This window comes from Blastococcus saxobsidens DD2 (assembly GCF_000284015.1).
Classification (GTDB): Bacteria; Actinomycetota; Actinomycetes; order Mycobacteriales; family Geodermatophilaceae; genus Blastococcus; species Blastococcus saxobsidens_A.
Genome location: NC_016943.1, coordinates 186,627 through 203,982 on the forward strand (window position 1 = coordinate 186,627; position 17,356 = coordinate 203,982).

The 17,356-nt window shown below is 74.9% G+C and carries 16 protein-coding genes; 5 read left to right on the top strand and 11 right to left on the bottom strand.

Annotation, left to right across the window (positions count from 1 at the left end; all coding sequences use genetic code 11):
• Window positions 1-24: 24 nt before the first annotated feature.
• Both BLASA_RS00835 and BLASA_RS00840 read right to left on the bottom strand, forming a co-directional pair.
• The gene (locus BLASA_RS00835; protein WP_014374092.1) at window positions 25-885 is read right to left on the bottom strand and encodes a manganese catalase family protein; all 861 of its coding nucleotides are present in this window, start codon (window positions 883-885) and stop codon (window positions 25-27) included.
• A gap of 111 nt (window positions 886-996) precedes the next feature.
• On the bottom strand, window positions 997-1,734 hold the full coding sequence (locus BLASA_RS00840) for a sensor histidine kinase (RefSeq protein WP_014374093.1): 738 nt from the start codon (window positions 1,732-1,734) through the stop codon (window positions 997-999).
• A gap of 62 nt (window positions 1,735-1,796) precedes the next feature.
• On the opposite strand from BLASA_RS00840, the gene BLASA_RS00845 reads away from it, so the two are divergent.
• Entirely contained in the window at window positions 1,797-2,519 is a 723-nt protein-coding gene (locus BLASA_RS00845; protein ID WP_166486430.1) for a response regulator, read from the top strand.
• 112 nt (window positions 2,520-2,631) lie between these two features.
• Here the strand turns inward: BLASA_RS00845 and BLASA_RS00850 are convergent, their stop codons facing one another.
• Both BLASA_RS00850 and BLASA_RS25430 read right to left on the bottom strand, forming a co-directional pair.
• On the bottom strand, window positions 2,632-4,077 hold the full coding sequence (locus tag BLASA_RS00850; RefSeq protein ID WP_014374095.1) for a PH domain-containing protein: 1,446 nt from the start codon (window positions 4,075-4,077) through the stop codon (window positions 2,632-2,634).
• A complete protein-coding gene (locus BLASA_RS25430; RefSeq protein ID WP_014374096.1) occupies window positions 4,074-4,586 on the bottom strand; it encodes a PH domain-containing protein in 513 nt (170 codons plus the stop codon). Before BLASA_RS25430 ends, BLASA_RS00850 begins: the two co-directional genes overlap by 4 nt.
• A gap of 267 nt (window positions 4,587-4,853) precedes the next feature.
• On the opposite strand from BLASA_RS25430, the gene BLASA_RS00860 reads away from it, so the two are divergent.
• Window positions 4,854-5,111 carry a hypothetical protein gene (locus BLASA_RS00860; protein ID WP_014374097.1) on the top strand — a complete coding sequence of 86 codons (258 nt, stop codon included), beginning with the start codon at window positions 4,854-4,856 and terminating at the stop codon, window positions 5,109-5,111.
• A 141-nt stretch (window positions 5,112-5,252) separates the two neighbouring features.
• The gene (locus BLASA_RS00865) at window positions 5,253-5,582 is read left to right on the top strand and encodes a rhodanese-like domain-containing protein (RefSeq protein ID WP_231839523.1); all 330 of its coding nucleotides are present in this window, start codon (window positions 5,253-5,255) and stop codon (window positions 5,580-5,582) included.
• Window positions 5,583-5,808: 226 nt separating this feature from the next.
• Here BLASA_RS00865 and BLASA_RS00870 read toward each other — a convergent pair whose 3' ends face one another.
• The 4 genes from BLASA_RS00870 to BLASA_RS00885 all read right to left on the bottom strand — a co-directional run bounded on the left by BLASA_RS00870 (window position 5,809) and on the right by BLASA_RS00885 (window position 10,127).
• Complete coding sequence (locus BLASA_RS00870; protein WP_014374099.1) at window positions 5,809-6,534, bottom strand: hypothetical protein; 726 nt, start codon at window positions 6,532-6,534, stop codon at window positions 5,809-5,811.
• A complete protein-coding gene (locus BLASA_RS00875) occupies window positions 6,531-7,037 on the bottom strand; it encodes a SigE family RNA polymerase sigma factor (RefSeq protein ID WP_014374100.1) in 507 nt (168 codons plus the stop codon). Before BLASA_RS00875 ends, BLASA_RS00870 begins: the two co-directional genes overlap by 4 nt.
• A gap of 148 nt (window positions 7,038-7,185) precedes the next feature.
• Window positions 7,186-8,802: a long-chain fatty acid--CoA ligase gene (locus BLASA_RS00880; RefSeq protein ID WP_014374101.1), complete on the bottom strand. Its 1,617-nt coding sequence runs from the start codon at window positions 8,800-8,802 to the stop codon at window positions 7,186-7,188.
• A 122-nt stretch (window positions 8,803-8,924) separates the two neighbouring features.
• Complete coding sequence (locus BLASA_RS00885; protein WP_231839524.1) at window positions 8,925-10,127, bottom strand: cytochrome P450; 1,203 nt, start codon at window positions 10,125-10,127, stop codon at window positions 8,925-8,927.
• Between the two features lie 174 nt (window positions 10,128-10,301).
• Here BLASA_RS00885 and BLASA_RS00890 point away from each other — a divergent pair, with 174 nt between their 5' ends.
• Together BLASA_RS00890 and BLASA_RS00895 are read left to right on the top strand one after the other, a co-directional pair.
• On the top strand, window positions 10,302-11,231 hold the full coding sequence (locus BLASA_RS00890; protein ID WP_014374103.1) for a DUF5926 family protein: 930 nt from the start codon (window positions 10,302-10,304) through the stop codon (window positions 11,229-11,231).
• 45 nt (window positions 11,232-11,276) lie between these two features.
• Entirely contained in the window at window positions 11,277-12,737 is a 1,461-nt protein-coding gene (locus BLASA_RS00895) for an aldehyde dehydrogenase family protein (RefSeq protein WP_014374104.1), read from the top strand.
• Here BLASA_RS00895 and BLASA_RS00900 read toward each other — a convergent pair.
• Genes BLASA_RS00900 through shc form a run of 3 tightly spaced genes read right to left on the bottom strand, consistent with a single transcriptional unit; the run spans window position 12,721 to window position 17,356 of the window.
• Window positions 12,721-13,761 (bottom strand): NAD(P)-binding domain-containing protein, encoded by a 1,041-nt coding sequence (locus BLASA_RS00900; RefSeq protein WP_014374105.1) that lies wholly within the window; start codon window positions 13,759-13,761, stop codon window positions 12,721-12,723. The two genes, BLASA_RS00895 and BLASA_RS00900, sit on opposite strands and share 17 nt — an antisense overlap.
• Window positions 13,762-13,778: 17 nt before the next feature.
• Entirely contained in the window at window positions 13,779-15,434 is a 1,656-nt protein-coding gene (hpnH, locus tag BLASA_RS23885; protein WP_014374106.1) for an adenosyl-hopene transferase HpnH, read from the bottom strand.
• Window positions 15,431-17,356 (bottom strand): squalene--hopene cyclase, encoded by a 1,926-nt coding sequence (gene shc / locus BLASA_RS00915; RefSeq protein WP_014374107.1) that lies wholly within the window; start codon window positions 17,354-17,356, stop codon window positions 15,431-15,433. The genes hpnH and shc overlap by 4 nt, the downstream gene beginning before the upstream one ends.

The window sequence follows — 17,356 nt, forward strand, 5'->3', positions numbered from 1 at the left end:
GGCGCAAGGGGGTGGAGCCGGACCTCAGGTGAGCATGTCCTTGGCCTTCTGCAGCATCGACTGGCCCGGCAACTGCGGGGTGCCCCACAGCCGCGGGTCGCCCGGGGGCAGCTGCGGCGCGTCGGCCGAGGCCTCGATCGGCCGCGCGGTCATCTCGCCGCGGCCGTCCAGTGCCGGGCCGTGCGCCCAGCGGCCGGCGGCGGCGTCGGGGCCGTCGGAGGCGACGAGGAAGGCGTAGCCGAAGTCGGCGGGCTCCTCCTCCATCGGGAAGGCCTCGGGCACCGGGATGCCCTCGAGGCCGTCCGCCTTGAGCTCCTCGATCGCGGCGAGCCACTGCATCTGGTGCATGTGGTCACGGGCGATGAGGAACTTCAGGGTCTCCTTGACGCCCGGGTCGTCGGTCATGTTGTACAGCCGGGACACCTGCAGCCGGCCCTGCATCTCGGCGGTGGCGTTGTAGTGGAAGTCGGCCATCAGGTTGCCGCTCGCGGTCACGTAGCCGCCGCTCCACGGCAGGCCCATGCTGTCGCGGTAGTAGGCGCCGCCACCGTTGACGATCGCGTGCTGCGGGTTCAGCTGCCCGTACCCGGCGGCGGACTCCTTGCTGCGGTCCGCGGCGTCGGGCTTCAGCGGGATGTGGTCGAGCAGCCGGTCGATCATCGTCACGAGGATCTCGACGTGGGCGAGCTCCTCCGTGCCGATGGAGAGCAGCATGTCCTTGTACTTGCCGGGCAGCCGGCAGTTCCAGCCCTGCAGCAGGTACTGGGTGGCGACGGTCATCTCGCCCCACTGGCCGCCGAGGACCTCCTGCAGCTTGCGCGCGAAGTCCGGGTCCGGACCGTCGGGCTTCGCCTCGTACTGCAGGGCCTGGGTGTGCGTGAACACGGCGTTCTCCTCGCGTCGTCGCGTGCACCGCGATCGCGGTGACACGAGGGATCTGCCCCGCCCCGGTGGCCCACCCGTGCCGTCCGGTGGCCCGCCGGTGCCAACCTCGTCTCAGCGGTCGGGGAGCTGCACCGTGAACGTGAACTCGCCGTCCCGGTCCGTCCAGAGCAGCCGCCCGCCGAGCTCCCGCGTCTGCTGCTGCACCGACCACAGCCCCAGCCCGGTCAGGTCCACCGGTGGTCGGGTGGTGCCCAGGTGCTGGACGATCCGGTCGGCGGGGACGCCGCCCTGGCTCAGGGCCAGCTCGACCCAGCCGATCCGGCGGATCACCAGCAGCCGCACGGGGGCGCCACCGCCGTGGCGGTGTGCGTTCTCCAGGAGGTTGATCAGGATCCGCTGCACGCGGGCGTCGCCGACGGCGACGTCCTCGGCGTCCTCGCGCAGCTCCAGGGTCAGCTGCGACCGGGGCAGGCCGGACGACGACACGGCGGACAGGACGACGTCACCGAGCCGACGCGTCGCCCGCGACCGGCGGACGGCCCCGCCGCTGGCGTCTGCGGTCCGGAGCATGGACGACAGGTGCGCGGTCTGGGCGCGCGCCAGTTCGAGCAGCTCGGCCCGCTGCGCCGGAGCGCGGTCGAGCGATCCGAGCACCGCCTCCAGGGAGGCCAGCGGGGTCCGCATGTCGTGGCACAGGGCCCGGACGACGGCGTCATCCTCGGTGCTGGTCGTCTGCTCGGTGGGGTCCGCCCTGCGGGGGCGCGGGAGATGCGCGCGCAGCACACGGGCGAGATCGTCCAGCAGTCCGCGGCTACGCGTCGACGCCTGCGTGTCGGCAGCCAGGGTCACGGGCATCTCCTCGGGGAGTCCGGCCGGGAGCGACGGGCGACGCACCGACCTTCGGGAGTGATGTGGGGGAGACCGACGGCACGGCCGCTGCTGACCGCAGGCCGCCGGTGGACGTGGTGGTCGTCGACGACCACCCGTTGTTCACGCGGGGGCTGAGCCTGCTGCTGCCGGGGCTCAGCGGGGGACGGGTCCGGGTGGTGGGCACGACCGAGGACGCGTCGGCGGCCGCCGCGCTGGTTCGCCGCCACCACGCCGACGTCGCGATCGTCGACCTGCACATGCCGCCGCCGGGCGGGACGAGGGCGATCGCGGCGATCCGCCGCGCGGATCCGCTGGTGCGGGTGGTCGCGCTGTCGGGGCTGGCGGAGGCCGACGCGGCGATCGAGGCGCTGCGGGCCGGGGCGTCGGGCTTCCTGCCGAAGACGGCGGACCCGGACGCGCTGGTGCGGCCGCTGCTCGCCGTCCTGGACGGGTGGTCGGTGCTGCCCGAGGCGGTGCTGCGCCAGCTGCTGGCCGAGGCGGCGCCGAGCGGGCAGCAGAGCATCGCCGACCGGCTGACCGCCGACGAGCGCCGGCTGTGGCGGCTGGTCGCCGACGGCACCAGCACCGTGGACATCGCGACCACGCTGCACGTCTCGGAGCGGACGACGAAGCGGCTCGTGGCGCACCTGCTGCGCCGGCTGGACGTGGCGACGCGGGTGGAGGCAGCCGCGCTGGCCGGCCGGGTGGGGCTCGGCAAGGAGACCGGTGGCCTCGGCAGGCAGGCCGGCGGGCTCGCGGAGTGACTCCTGCGGGGCTGCATCGACCGGCCAGCTACCCGGGGGGATGATCGACAAGCACCGGTAAGGAAAGGTTCACTGGTTCACTTTCGTTTCTGCCGGGCGCACCCGCGCCGGGTCACCCCTCCCGCGGGGCGACCAGGGCGTGGGCCCACGGGCCGGAGGCGGCGAGCGCGAAGGCGGAGACGTCGTCGGCCGCCATGTCCACTGCCGGGTAGCCGCCGCTGCCCGCGCCGACGCAGGCGGTGACGGTGGCCAGCCCGGCCCGGCGCTGGAACAGCGACTGGCGGACCTCCCAGCCCACGACCGCCCGGCGCTCCAGGACGGCCTGCTCGCGGACCAGCCACCCGCGCCGCACGCTGAAGGAGCGGGGGCCGGCGGCGTGCCCGAGCGAGGCGTACAGGCCGCGGGCCAGCGGGACGCCGAGGACGGTCAGCGCGACGCCCGCCCCGAGCAGCTCCCAGCGGCCGAGCGTGGCCGCGAGCACGCCGCCCGCGGCCGTGACCAGCAGGCCGGCGGACAGCGCGCGGGCCACCCGCCGGCGCAGCGCCGCGGAGGGATGGGCGTGCAGGGGCCCGGGATCGTCCACCAGCCGGTGGGTCAGCGACCACGCCTCCGTGCGCGGCCCGAGCGGCAGCAGCTGGCCCCGGCGCTCCGCGCTGGCCAGGCCGGTCACCAGCGCGCCGACGCGGGCCGCGCGCACCCAGCGCATGCCCAGCCCCTCCGACACCGTGACCCCCCGGATGCGGTCGAGCTCCAGTTCGGTGTGCCGCCGGGTGATCAGCCCGCGGACTGCGACCAGCGAGCTGCCACGGCGCACCAGCCGGAACCCCCAGTTGACGACGGCCGCGCCGATGACCGAGCCGGCGAGGACGAGCAGCAGCATGCCGACGACCGCGGCGCCGACCACCCACCCGGCCGGGACGTCGAGGACGTCGACGTCCAGCAGGTCGCCGGGCACCTCGTCGCCGAAGCGCAGCAGGGCGCCGAGCCCGGCCAGGGGGAGCGCGAGATAGCTGCCGACCAGGGGCGCGTACAGCAGCCACCGGTTGTCCCAGCGGGAGAGCTCCTCCTCGGCCGGTGCGGTGTCCGCGAGGGCGACCTCGGGCGCCCCGCGGTGGGTGAGGACGGCGACCCGCAGCCGGTCGCCCTCCGCGCGCTGCACGCCGTCGACGACGAGTTCCTCGTCCTGCCCGGCGGCTCCCGCGGCGGCGTCGATGCGCACCCGGACCAGGCCGAAGAGCCGGTGCAGCGCGGGAGCCTCGACCTCGACGCCGCGGATGCGGTCGTTCGGCACGGTGCGGACCGAGCGCGACAGCAGACCGCGGGTGACCACCACGGCGGCCGGCCCGTCGGCGTAGCCGAACCGCCACCAGGAGACGGCGGCGACGGCCAGCGAGAAGAGGGTGACGCCCACGACGAGCGAGGCGATCGTGCCGACGCCGTCGAGGCCGGTGGCCGCGACGACCGGGATGAGCACCGGCACGAATTGCCGGGCCTGCCGGAAGGTGACCGTGTGCACCAGCACGATGCGGGGGGAGGTCCGCCGGGCCGGGGAGGTCACGTGGCCTGGTCGCGGACGAGCTCGGCGCGGCGGGCGAGATCGTCGGCGACCCGCTGGGCGACGTCGTGCTCGAGGTGCCAGATGCGCACCGTGCCCTGGCTGGAGGCGGTGAGCACCGCGACCGTGGCCAGCCCGAACAGCTGCTGCAGCACGCCCCGGGTGACGTCGACGGTCTGGATGCGGGAGATGGGCACCAGCGTCCAGGTCTGGGTCAGCCAGCCGGTGCGCGCGTAGGCGGCCTCTGCGGTGATCTCCCAGCGGTAGACCCGGTGCTTGATCCGCGGGCTGATGCCGATCGTGACGACGGCCACGAGCACCCCCAGGACGGGCAGCAGCCAGCGCAGGACGGGAACCGGGCCGCCCGCCGAGGCCGGGACGAACAGCAGGAACGCCCCGATCCCCAGCCACAGCAGGACCGCCCCGATCACGCCCTCGGTGGCCCACAGGCCGATCGCCGACCGGGGCAGCGACCAGGCCGGCTCGCGCACGGGGGACGGGGCGGTGGTCATCGGCGCCCATCCTTCCAGGGCGCGTCGCGAGGCCCGACTCCCGGCGGACCGCGCTGTGACCTCGATGGCGGTTCCGCGAGCACACCCCTTCGAGCGACCGCCTCGCCCCTGGCCCGCGGATCTCGCCACCGGCGGTGACCCCGCTGTCACCCGTACGGGCTGACGATCGAGTAACGGGCCTGCCTGGTCCCGTTGCGCGCGACGCACCGTGACTGCCAGGTTCATCTCCGTCAGGTTCTCGGGTGTCGTCCGTTCGTGAGGTGTGCTGTGGCTCGATCTGCAGGTTCGTCGGTTCGTTCCTCCGCCGGCGGGGGGCGCGGCCTGCTCGGCCGTTCGCTGATCGTCGGGGCCGTCGCGGCGGCCGTCGTGGCCGGCTCGGCGACGGGTGCGCTGGCGGGGCCGAAGAAGTCCGACCCCGTCGCGCCGACGACGGTCACCGGGACCGTGGCCCCGGCTCCCGACGCCGCTCCCTCCTCGGGCCGCATGTGGGCGTCCGGGCCCTCCTTCGGCCGCATGTGGGCGTGACGGCGTGACGGGCGGGGAGTGGGCCACCACGGCCCCTCCCCGGCCGTCCGGTCGAGGCCGCCGGGTGATCGCGGCGTCGTCGCGGGCTGCTGCGTCGAGCACCGGACGAGGCCGCGGGAGTGTGCCACGATGGCGCACGTGATGCCGCAGCAGGTTCCCACCGTCCCCGCCTCCGAGCTGCCCGCGGACGCCGTGATCCTCGACGTCCGGGAGGACGACGAGTGGATGCACGGCCACATCGAGGGCGCCACCCACATCCCGATGGGCGACGTGCCGGCCAAGCTCGACGAGCTCCCCGAGGGCGACCCGCTGTACGTGACCTGCCGCGGGGGTGGCCGGTCGGCGCGGGTGGCCGCCTGGCTGAACCAGAACGGGTTCGACGCGGTGAACGTCGGCGGCGGCATGGGGGAGTGGCAGGCGGCCGGGAAGCCCATGGTGAGTGAGACCGGCGAGGAGCCTTTCGTGCGGTGACAGGCGCCGGAGCAGCGCAGCGCTGACAGCTGCCGGGGCAGCGCAGCGAGCGCCGGCGAGCGAGTGGTCCCGGGCGCAGTCCGGCTCTGCCCAGCCGAGTTGGGCAGAGCCGGACTTCCCCGGGTGGAGGGACCGTGGCGCGGAAGCGGACCGTCAGGATCGTCCGTCCGGCCCCGTCCCGAAGGCTCGCCGAGCTCCCGAGCGGGGAGAAGGGCGGGGTACTCCTTCAGCGCCAGGCGGCCGCGGTGCCCTCGTCGTAGTAGCGGGTGAACCCGCACATCCAGGCGATCGGGTCGGCCATCGGCCCCGCACCCCACCGGTCCTCACCGCTCACCAGCAGCCGCGAGCCCACCCCGTAGGCCGGCGCCTGGCCCACCGGGGACGACCCGCTGCCGTCGGCGGGCGCCGGCAGGTCGACGGTCACCGTCGGCCCCTGGCCGCCGGAGAACCACTCCTGGACGGCGAAGGTCACCCCCGCCAGCTCCGTCCCCGGCGAGCCGGACCGCTCCGTTCCGCTCGGGCCGATGGCGACGACCACGCCGTCGAAGGCGAACCCGCGCTCGGCCACCGCCGCCGCGCTGTACTCCGCGACGCAGGACGCCGCCCCGCCGTCGGCCAGCGGGCCGGTGCGGCTGTCGGTCGGGTTCGGCGGCAGCTGCGACATCGCGCTGCCCGCCGCCGACCCGGCCTCCGGGGTCGCTGGGAGGCCGGCTGCCGGCTCCTCGGCGACGACCACCGGCGCCGGTTCGCCACCGCCCGGGGCCAGGTCGACGACGGTGACGATCCCGCCGACGGCGACCGCCACCCCGGCGGCCACGGCCAGCGTCGCGCCGGCTGTCCGGCGGCGACGGGCGCGGCGCCCGGCGCGCAGCAGCCGCGCCGTCGGCGGCGGGCCCACCGGCACCCGCCCGGCCAGCTCGTCGAGCAGGACGGAGGTCTCCCGATCGGTCACGATGCCCTCCCGCCGCGCAGTTCGGAGACGTCCAGGTCGGTGGAGAGCTGGGCCAGTGCGCGGGAGAGCCGGCTCTTCACCGTGCCGGGCGCGATCTTCAGCGCGTCGGCGATCTGCTGCTCCCCCAGGTGGGCGTAGTAGCGCAGCACGACGACCTCCCGGTGCGCCGGGCTCAGCCGGCGCAGCGCCCGCCGGACGGCGTCGGCGTCGTCGACCTGCCCGGTGAGGTCCTCGGCCGGCACCTCGGGCAGTTCCCCGGTGGGCCGCTCGCGCCACCAGCGACGGCGGTGGCTGTCGTGGTGGCAGTTCACCAGCACCCGGTAGACGTACCCGTCCCGGTTCGCCGCGTCCCGGACCCGGCCCCAGGCCACGTAGCAGCGCACGAGCGCCGTCTGCACCAGGTCCTCCGCCTCCGGCGGGGTGCAGCCGAGCAGCACCGCGGAGCGGACGAGCACCGGCCAGCGCTCGTCCACGAACCGCGCGAACTCCTCGTCCCGCTCCACTCAGCCCTCCAGGCGTCCCGCCCTCTCGACTCCGACGACGGGTCGGGAACGGACCGAGGTTCCACCCGGAGCCGTGGATCATCGGCAGATGGCCGCCCGACACGCCGGTGCGGGCAGCCACCCACCGATGATCATCCAGCGGCGGGCGTCAGCTCTTGAGCTCGTACTCGGCGAACCGGCTGCGCAGGTCCTTCTTCGAGAACTTGCCGACGCTGGTCTTGGGCACCTCGTCGATGAACTCGACGGCCTCGGGCATCCACCACTTGGCCACCAGCGGCTTGAGGTGCTCGAGGATCTCCTCCTCGGTCGCGCTCTCCCCCTCGTTCAGCACCACGCAGGCCAGCGGCCGCTCGTCCCACTTGGGGTGCGGGATGCCGACGACGGCGGCCTCCTTCACCTTCGGGTGGCTCATGATCGCGTTCTCCAGGTCGACCGAGCTGATCCACTCGCCGCCGGACTTGATCAGGTCCTTGGTGCGGTCGGCGATCCGGACGGAGCCGAACTCGTCCATCGCGGCGACGTCGCCGGTCTTCATCCAGCCGTCCGGGGTGGTGAGCTCCACGCCGGCGTCGGGGTTGTAGTACTCCTGCGCGCACCACGGGCCGCGCACCTGCAGCTCACCGGTGGCCTTGTCGTCCCACGGCTGCGGCTCGAGCGTGTCGGAGTCGACGATCCGGGCCTCCACGCCGAGGAACGGGATGCCCGCGCGGGCCCGCTGGGTCGCCTTGGTCTCGTCGTCGGCGTCCTGGTAGCGCGGCGGCAGGATGCCCGAGGAGGCGACCGGGTGGGTCTCGGTCATCCCCCAGGCCTGCAGGATCGGGATGCCGACCTGCTCCCGGTAGGCCTCGCTCAGCGCCTTGGGCACCGCCGAGCCGCCGCAGCCGATGTCCCGCAGCCGGTGCTGCTTGCCGGCCAGGTGCGGCAGCACGCCCTGCCAGATGGTCGGGACGCCGGCGGTGAAGGTGACGCCCTCCTCGAGGATCAGCATCGCCAGCGCCTCCGGCTGCATCATCGCGCCGGGCATGACCAGGGAGGCCCCCGCCGCCGGCGCGGCCTGCGCGATGCCCCAGGCGTTGGCGTGGAACATCGGCACGACCGGCATGGCGACGTCGTTGACGCCCAGCCCGAAGGCGTTGGGCATGAGGACGCCCATGGTGTGCAGGAACGTGGAGCGGTGCGAGTAGACGACGCCCTTGGGGTTGCCGGTGGTGCCGCTCGTGTAGCACATCGAGGCGGCCCGCCACTCGTCGGTGACGTGGAAGTCGACGGGCTCCGCGTCGGCCAGCAGCGTCTCGTAGTCGAGGATCCGGGCGTCGTCGGGGATCTCGGTGCCGGCGCCGTCGTCCATGACCACGACCTGCTTGACCGTCTTCATGGTGTCGATGAGTGGCCACAGGATCTGGAGCACGCTCCGGTCGACGAAGATGACCTCGTCCTCGGCGTGGTTGGCGATGTAGGTGAGCTGCTCGGGAAACAGCCGCACGTTGAGCGTGTGCAGCACCCGGCCGGTGCACGGCGCGGCGAAGTACAGCTCGAGGTGGCGCTGGCTGTTCCAGCCGAACGTGCCGACCCGGCCGTCGGCGCTGATGCCCAGGGTGTCCAGGACGCCGCCCAGCCTGCGGGTGCGCTGCGCCCACTCGGCATAGGTCGCCCGGGTCACGCCCCCGGGGTTGTTGGTGACGATCGTCCCGTCGCCGTAGTGCTGCTCGACGTGCCGGAAGATGGCGTCGACGGTCAGTGGGGTGTCCTGCATGAGGCCGCGCATGGCCGGATCCTGCCAGTGACCGCGCTCACGTTCCACTGGGAGTACGCACGGCCGCCGACCTCACCCTGCGGTCGCCGTCCCCAGGGTGCATCGCGAGGTCGGCGACCACCCGGTGAGGTCGGTCAGCGAGCGAGGACGACGGGCAGGTCGCGCAGGCCCCGGATGACGAACTCCGGACGGCGCCGCGCGGGGCGGCCGAGCTCCAGGTGCGAGGTCCGCTCCAGCAGCGCCCCGAACGACGCCTGCAGCTCGACGCGGGCCAGCGGGGCGCCGATGCAGAAGTGCACGCCGGCCCCGAAGGAGATGTGCGGGTTCTCGGTGCGGCCGACGTCGAGGGTCCCCGGGTCGGCGAACACCGCGGGGTCGTGGTTGGCCGAGCCGAGCAGGGCGGCGATCTTCTGGCCGCGCTGCACCGTGATCCCGCCGAGCTCGACGTCCTCGGTCGCGGTGCGCTCGAACAGCTGGAGCGGGGAGTCGAAGCGCATCAGCTCCTCGATCGCCGTCGGCAGCAGGCCGGGGTCCTCACGCAGCCGGCGCAGCTGATCCGGGTGCTCCAGCAGCGCGAGCAGCCCGTTGCCGCTCACGTTCACCGTGGCCTCGTGGCCGGCGTTGAGCAGCAGGATGCAGGTGGTCACCAGCTCGTCCTCGGTGAGCCGGTCCCCCTCGGCGTCCCGGACGCTCACCAGGTGCGAGACCAGGTCGTCGCCCAGGTGCTTCCGGCGGTCGGCGGCCAGCTCCCGCAGGTAGGCGACGAACTCGTCAGCGGCGCGCTCGGCGGCGTCCTCGATGGCCGTCGTCCGGCCGTACTCGTACATCTTCACGATCGCGTTCGACCACGGCCGCAGCAGCGGCCGGTCGGCCTCGGGCACCCCGAGCAGCTCGGCGATGACCGCGACCGGCAGCTCCTCCGCCATGCCCGACAGGACGTCGACCGGCTCGGTGCCGGCAGAGCGCTCGACCAGATCGTCGACGAGGGAGCGGGCCAGATCCTCCACCCACGGCCGCAGCCGCTCGACGTGCCCGCGGGCGAAGGCGGCGCTGACCAGCCGGCGCAGGCGGGTGTGGTCGGGCGGCTCCATCTCCAGGATCGCGTTGCGGTGGATGAGGTTGAAGCTCTCGAACCGCTCGGCCGGCGCCTTGTCCGACCAGATCCTGCCCAGCCGCCGGTCGCGCAGCACCGCGTTCGCCTCGGCGTGGGTGAACGCCAACCACAGACCGAGCGCCTCGTGCCATTGCACGGGCGCCTGGCTCCGGGCCCGCGCGAAAGCCGGGTACGGGTCGGCGACGACGGCGGGATCGGACAGGTCGACCGGCGCGGGTGTCACGTCCACGAGCGTAGGAACAGCGGTAACGACGTCCGTCACCGCCATCGAGGGCGACGAACGCGTGGTGATCAGCCGCTGATGGCCACGAGTTCGTCGCACTCGCGCCGGGTGGCCGGAGGCGGTACCGGGACGGCGTCAGCACCCGGTCGCGGCGGCCCACCTACGCTGCACGGCATGGCTTCCCGCAAGCGCTCCTCCGCCCCCGCCGCCGCGCCGGAGGGCATCAACCCGAAGGCCCCGTGCCGCTGCGGCTCGGGTCGCCGCTACAAGCACTGCCACGGCTCCGGCTACGCCCCGGCCGTTCCCCGGCCGTTCGAGGGCCTGCCCGGCGAGCCCGACTGGGTGGCGCTGCGCGAGCTGGTCCCGGCGGCGACGGCGAGGCTGACGTCGGCCGACGGCCGGAACCTCACCCTGGCCAGCGTGCTCCCCGGCGGCGCGCCCGCGCTGGTCCGCGCAAACGGCGAGATCCTCGTCGGCGCCCAGCTGGCGACGTCGTCCGACGACGTCAGCCGCGACCTGGGCACCTCGGTGGCCGCCGCGCTGGAGGCGCCGGCCGGCGCGCCGGTGGAGCCCGGGCCGATCGGTGGCGCCGGCTCGGCCGGGCCGCGGCTGCAGGAGGTCCTCGACCTCACCGTCCCGCTCGAGGTGACCGTGCACGACACGTTCGACTTCTGGCTGGAGGGCGCCGAGGCCGGGGCGGCCGCCCGTGCCGGCCTGCAGCAGGCCAACGAGTCGATCCTGCCGACGGTCCGGCTGGAGGGCCTGGAGGCGGCCTACTGGGTGCGGCCGGGGAACGAGCGGGCGCACCTGCGCTGGGTCCGGCCGGAGAAGGAGGAGCAGCTGCTCGACGCGCTGGCCCGCCTCTCGGCCGCCGAGCAGATCCTGCTGGGCCCGGGCACCCGATACGCCGGCGCCTTCCGCGCGCACGGTCTCGTCGTCCCGGTGTGGGACCTGCCGGCCGACACCCCGGCCGGGGACTGGGTCGGGCCGGCCACCGAGTTCCAGGGGCGGCTGGAGAAGGCCCTGGCCGAGACGGCCCCGCTGGACGCCGACGAGCGACGCGCCCGCGCCGGGCTGCTCTCCCGCCAGATCACCCTGCGCTGACCGGTCGACCGGCGGGGGTCCGACCCGGCTGGTAGGCACAGGCCCGTGGACGCCGATGCAGCACCGGGCCGTCCCGCGCCCGTCGACGTCGACGGCGCCGTGGCGGCGGCCCGGTGCGCCTGGCCGGCGTGGGCCCGGACCCCGGTGGGCGAGCGCGAGGCCCGCCTGGCCGCTCTGCGGCAGGTGGTGCTCGACCGGGCGGAGGAGATCGTCTCCGTGGTCGCGGCCGGCACCGGCCGGCATCCGGCCGACATCGCGATCGCCGAGGTGATGCACTCGGCCGCGCATCTGGACTGGCTGGCCCGGCACACCGCGCGGGCGCTGACCGTCCGCCGGCCGTTCGTCTGGCCGCTGGTGACCAAGCGGGCGGCGATCCACCACCGGCCACGAGGCGTCGCGGCCGTGCTCGCGCCGTGGAACTACCCGTTCCTGCTCGCCCTGCTGCCCACGGTGACCGCCCTGGCGGCCGGCTGCACCGTCGTGCTGAAGCCCTCCGAGCACGCCCCCGCAGCCGGGGCGCTGGTCGCCCGGCTCGCCGCGGAGGCCGGGTTCCCGCCCGGCGCCGTGCAGGTGGTCCAGGGCGGCCCCGAGGTCGGTGAACGGCTCGTCGGCGGGGACGTCGACGTGGTCGCGGTGACCGGGTCGGCGGCGACCGGACGGCGGGTCGCCGAGCTGGCCGCCCGCCGTCTCACGCCGGTCGTGGCGGAGCTCGGCGGCAAGGACGCGATGATCGTCCTGGCCGACGCCGACCTGCGGCGCGCTGCCCGGGCCGCGGCCTGGGGAGCCTGCTTCAACGCCGGGCAGTCGTGCGTGTCGATCGAACGGCTCTACGTCGTCCGCAGCGTCCACGACCAGCTCGTCGCCGAGCTGGAGGCGGCCTTCGACGAGCTGGCCGTGGGTGGCGAGGGTCGCCGGGACATCGGGCCCGTCGTGCTGCCGGGGCTGCTGCCCGCCCTCGAGCGGCAGGTCGCCGAGGCGGTGGCCGGCGGAGCCCGGCTGCACCGGGGCGGCCGGCGGGTACGGGTGGCGGGGCGCGAGTACTTCGAGCCGACGCTGCTCAGCGACGTCGCCCAGGGAGCGGCGATCGTGCAGGAGGAGTCCTTCGGGCCGGTCCTGCCGGTGGTGGCGGTCCCGGACGAGGAGACCGCGGTGCGGCTGGCCAACGACTCCCCCTACGGCCTGCAGGCCTCGGTCTGGACGGCGGACCGGGTGCGCGGACGGCGGCTGGCCACCCGCCTCCGGGTCGGCGGCGTCGCGATCAACGACTGCCTGGTCAACTACGCCGCGCCCGGGCTCCCGTTCGGCGGGGTCGGGGCCTCCGGGACGGGCCGGCAGGGCGGCGTGGAGGGCCTGCGCGCCTATTGCTTCAGCCAGACGGTGACCGACAGCCTGCTGCGCCCGCCGCGCGAGCTGCAGTGGTTCCCGCGCCTGGGCGGGGCCCGGCTGTGGACCGGGGTGGCCCGCCTCCTGTACGGCCGGTGGCGGGGAGTCAGGCCCCGCCGGTGAGGGGTGCACCTCCGGGCCCGCCGTCCGGGTCGCCCAGCGCGGCGCGGACCCGCTGCTCGGCCGCGGTGAGGGGGTTGTCCGTCGCGGTGACCGCGTCGATCAGCTCCAGCACCGGATAGCCCTGCGCCTCCTCCTCCTGCAGCTTGCGGGCGAAGCCGCCCGACCGGATCTGCTCGAGGACCTCCCGGAAGTGGCGCTCCATCGCCTCGCCGTCCATGCCCATCGTCCCGAGGAAGCCGCCGTACATGGCCACCAGGCCGTGCCAGCGCACCGACTCGAAGAACCCGGCGGTGGCCATCGTGCTGATCGTGCGCGACATCTCCCCCGACATGTACAGCTCGCACACCAGCGCCTCCGGGGGCAGCCCGGCCTCCACACCGAGCCGGAACGCCGTCTGGAAGGCGACGCCGAGGTAGGGGCCGACGCTCTGCTCGATGAACAGGTCGAGGGTGGCCTCCTGCTCGGCGCTGAGGCCGATGGCGCCGCGCTGCAGGGACCCGATGGCCGAGGCGAGGCCGAGCATCCGCTCCCGCCCGCGGCCGGTGCTGTCCTGCTCGACGGAGACGTAGCTGAGGAAGCCGCTGCCGTCGACGTAGGCACGGCGCACCTCCTCGCCGAGCATGCGGGGCGCCAGCAGCAGGACGTCGAGGTCGGCGGCGGGTTTCACCAGTTCGTAGGCGAGGACGTACCCCGACGCGAAGCACACCGCCGTCCCCACGCCGAACCGCGGCGCCAGTTGCTCGCCGAACACGGCGGGGAGCACCTCGTCCGGCAGCAGCAGGTACACGACGTCGGCGCCGTCGACCGCGTCGGCCAGGTCGAGGACGGCGAAGCCGTCGTCGGTGGCCCGCTGCCGGTAGGCGTCGTCGATGTTGCCGACCCGTACCGGCAGCCCGCTGTCGCGCAGGTTGAGGGCCACGGAGCGGCCCAGGTTGCCGTAGCCGAGGACGGCGATCTCGCTGCCGGCCAGGGCCGCGGGATCGCTGTCGGACTGCCGGTAGAACACGGTCTGCGGCTCGGTCATCGGTGAACTCCTGAGGGTCAGGCGCTGGTGAGCGCGCGGAGGCTCTGCCTGAGCGAGCCGACGGTGGCGAAGACGGCGCTGGGCTCGTAGCCGCAGTGCGCCATGCAGTTGGCGCACCGCGGGTCGCGGCCGGCGCCGTAGCTGTCCCAGTCGGTGGTCTCCACGAGCTCCCGGTAGGTGCTGACGTAACCGTCGGCCATCAGGTAGCAGGGGCGCTGCCAGCCGAGGACCGAGTAGCTGGGGATGGCCCAGGCGGTGCACCCGAAGTCGACCCGGCCCTCCAGGAAATCCAGGAACAACGGCGAGTGGTTGAGCCGCCACCGCCGCCGGTTGCCGCCGGCGAACGCCTCCCGGAACAGCGCCGTGGTCGCCTTCCGGCCGAGGAAGTGGTCCTGGTCCGGCGCCTTCTCGTACGCGTAACCGGGGGAGATCATCATCTGGTCGACGCCCACGTCGTCGTTGAGGAAGTCGAGCACCTCGCGGACGGTGGCCGGGGTGTCGGTGTCGAAGAACGTGGTGTTCGTGGTCACCCGGAAGCCCCGGGCGCGGGCCTCCCGGATGGCCGCGACCGCTTCGTCGAAGACGCCTTCCTTGCTGACCGAGGCGTCGTGCCGCTCGCGCAGGCCGTCGATGTGCACCACCCAGGCGAAGTACGGCGAGGGGGTGAACTGGTCGAGCTTCTTCTTCATCAGCAGGGCGTTGGTGCAGAGGTAGACGAACCGCTTCCGGGCGAGCAGCTGCCGAACCATCTCGCCGATCTCCGGGTGGATGAGCGGTTCACCGCCGGCGATCGACACCATGGGCGAGCCCGACTCCTCGACCGCGTCGAGCGCCTGCTGCACCGGCATCCGCTGCTTGAGGACGTGCGGCGGCTGCTGGATCTTGCCGCAGCCGTTGCAGGCGAGGTTGCAGGCGTACAGCGGCTCCAGCTCCACCAGCAGGGGGAACTTGGTGGTGCCGCGCAGTCGCTGCCGGAGCAGGTGCGCTCCGATGCGGACGCTCTGGCGCAGGGGTACGGGCACGGTCGGCTCATCTCTCGGGGAGGGGGAGTGCGGTACGGGGGCGCCCGGATACGGGGGCGAGCGGGCGTGGCAGGCGGCCGCCCAGTCGAGGAGTGCGGGAGCCGCGGTGGCCAGCGCCCGCGTGGCGGTCCGCAGGGCGCGCGGCAGCGTCGGCCGCAGCAGCTCGGCTCCCGGCGCGTCGAGGACCACCCGGACGACGGCGAACGGCCGGTCCCCGGCCGCGGGTGCCAGCCAGGCCGACTCCATGTCGACGGCGGCCGCCCCGGCGGCGGCGGCCCGGGCCCCGCCCAGGACCGGGCGGGGAGCCGCGGCGATCGGCGCGTGCCACACCCGCAGCCCCCGCTCGGCCAGCGCGGCCGGCAGCGGCTCCGCCCACGGGCAGGGCAGGGCTCCGGACGGCCCGTCGAGCCGGCTGGCGACGACGACGTCGCCGACCTGCAGCCGCGGGTCCAGGGCGCCGCAGAACCCGGCCACCGCGACGGCGACGTCCGGCCCGGCGCGCACGGACGCCGCCGCCCGCCGGGACCGGTGCGGCCCCATGCCGGTGCGGCGCACCGACCACCCGGCCGCCCCGGTGCCGCGCAGCCCGCGGCGCACGACGCGCGCCTCCGTCCGGAGCGGAGCCAGCACCAGCAGGGACGGGGCGCTCACCGGGTCCGTCCCTCGCCGAGGTACCGGCCCAGCGCCATCAGCGGGAAGACCTGCCGGTAGAGGTGGTAGTTGATGAAGAAGTCGCCGGGGAAGCCGGTGCCGGTGAACTCCGGCTCGTCCCATGAACCGTCCGGCCGCTGCGTCGCCGTCAGCCAGCCGATGCCACGCTCGACCGCCGGTCCGCGTTCCCCGGCGGCGAGCAGGGCCAGCAGCGCCCACGCCGTCTGGGACGCCGTCGGCCGGCCGCGGCCCCGCCAGGCCGGGTCGGTGTAGGACCGGGGGTCCTCGCCCCAGCCGCCGTCCGCTCCCTGGTGCTCCTCGAGCCAGGACACCGCCCGGCGGATCGGCCGGGCGCCCGGATCGACCCCCGCGGCGACCAGGGCCGGGACGACGGCCCCGGTGCCGTACACGTGGTTGACCCCCCAGCGGCCGAACCACGAGCCGTCCGGCTCCTGCGCGTCCAGCAGCCAGTCGACGCCCCGGCGCGCAGCCGGGCTGCCTGCTGCGCCGGTGTGCGCCAGCGTCTCCACGACGTGCGCGGTGACGTCGGCGGACGGCGGGTCGGTGACCTCGCCGAAGTCCAGGAACGGCAGGTGGCGGCACAGCCGGCTGGTGTTGTCGGCGTCGAAGGCCCCCCAGCCGCCGTCCCGGCTCTGCATCCCCACCAGCCAGGCCACGCCGCGGTCGACGGCGGCCCGCGCCGGTCCGCCGTCGGCCTCCGCCGCCGCCGTCCGGCACAGGGCGAGGGCGACCTCGGCGGTGTCGTCCACGTCCGGATACCAGTCGTTGTCGAACTCGAAGGCCCAGCCGCTCGGTACCAGATCGGGTCTCCGGACCGACCAGTCGCCGCGGATCCGGATCTCCTCGCCGACCAGCCAGCCGGCCGCCCGCCGCAGCGCGGGATCGTCACCCGGCACCCCCGCGTCGGTGAGCGCCAGGACGGTGAGAGCGGTGTCCCAGACCGGCGACTGGCAGGCCTCCAGGCGCCGCAGCCCGCCGGATCGGACGGTGAACCGGTCGAGCCCGGCCAGCCCGGCCTGCACGGCGGGCGAGTCGAGCGGATGGCCGAGGAGGTGCAGCGCGATGAGTGAGTACACCCAGGGCGGCTGGATCCCGCCCCACGACCCGTCGGCCTCCTGCCGCTCGAGGATCCAGCGCTCCGCCCGCGCCAGGGCCAGGCGGCGCAGGCCCTTCAGCGGGCGGCGCTCGTAGCGGTGCAGCAGCCGGTCCAGCCCCAGGAAGGCCCGGCCGACCGGGGAGACGGGGCGCGCGGGCGGAGCGGCGCCGGCGCGCAGCTCGGCGAGCCCGAACGGCAGCGGCCGACGGGGGCGGAGCGCCCCGACCACGGCCAGCGGCACGATCGTCTGCCGGGCCCAGCTGGCGAAGTCGTACACGTTCAGCGGCATCCGGCGGGGGAGGAGGACCAGCTCGGGGGGCAGCACCGGGAGCCGGGCCCACGGCTCCTCCCCGAACATGGCCAGCCAGAACCGGGTGAAGACCCGGCTGGCCTCCAGCCCGCCGTGCGCGACGACGAACCCGGCCGCCCGGCGCAGGTGCGCGCTGCCGGGGTCGTCCCCCGCCAGGCGGAGGGCGACGTAGGCCTCCACGGTGGTGGAGAGGTCGCCCGGCCCGCCGGTGTACGTGGCCCAGCTCCCGTCGTCCCGCTGCCGGGAGCGGATCCAGGCGGCGGTCTCGGCCGTCTCGGCGTCGGTGCGGATGCCCAGGAACTCCCGGAGCAGGAGATCCTCGGCGTCCATCGTCACGTTGGTCTCGAGCTCGCCCTGCCACCAGCCGCCCGGTTCCTGGCGGGCCAGCAGCCAGTCGCGGCCGGCCGCCAGGGCCGTGGCGGCCGCTCCCTCGCGCCCTCGTGGGGGAGCGGCGAGGCGGCCGGGAGCCGTCGTGGACGGGGACGGGGCCGGCAT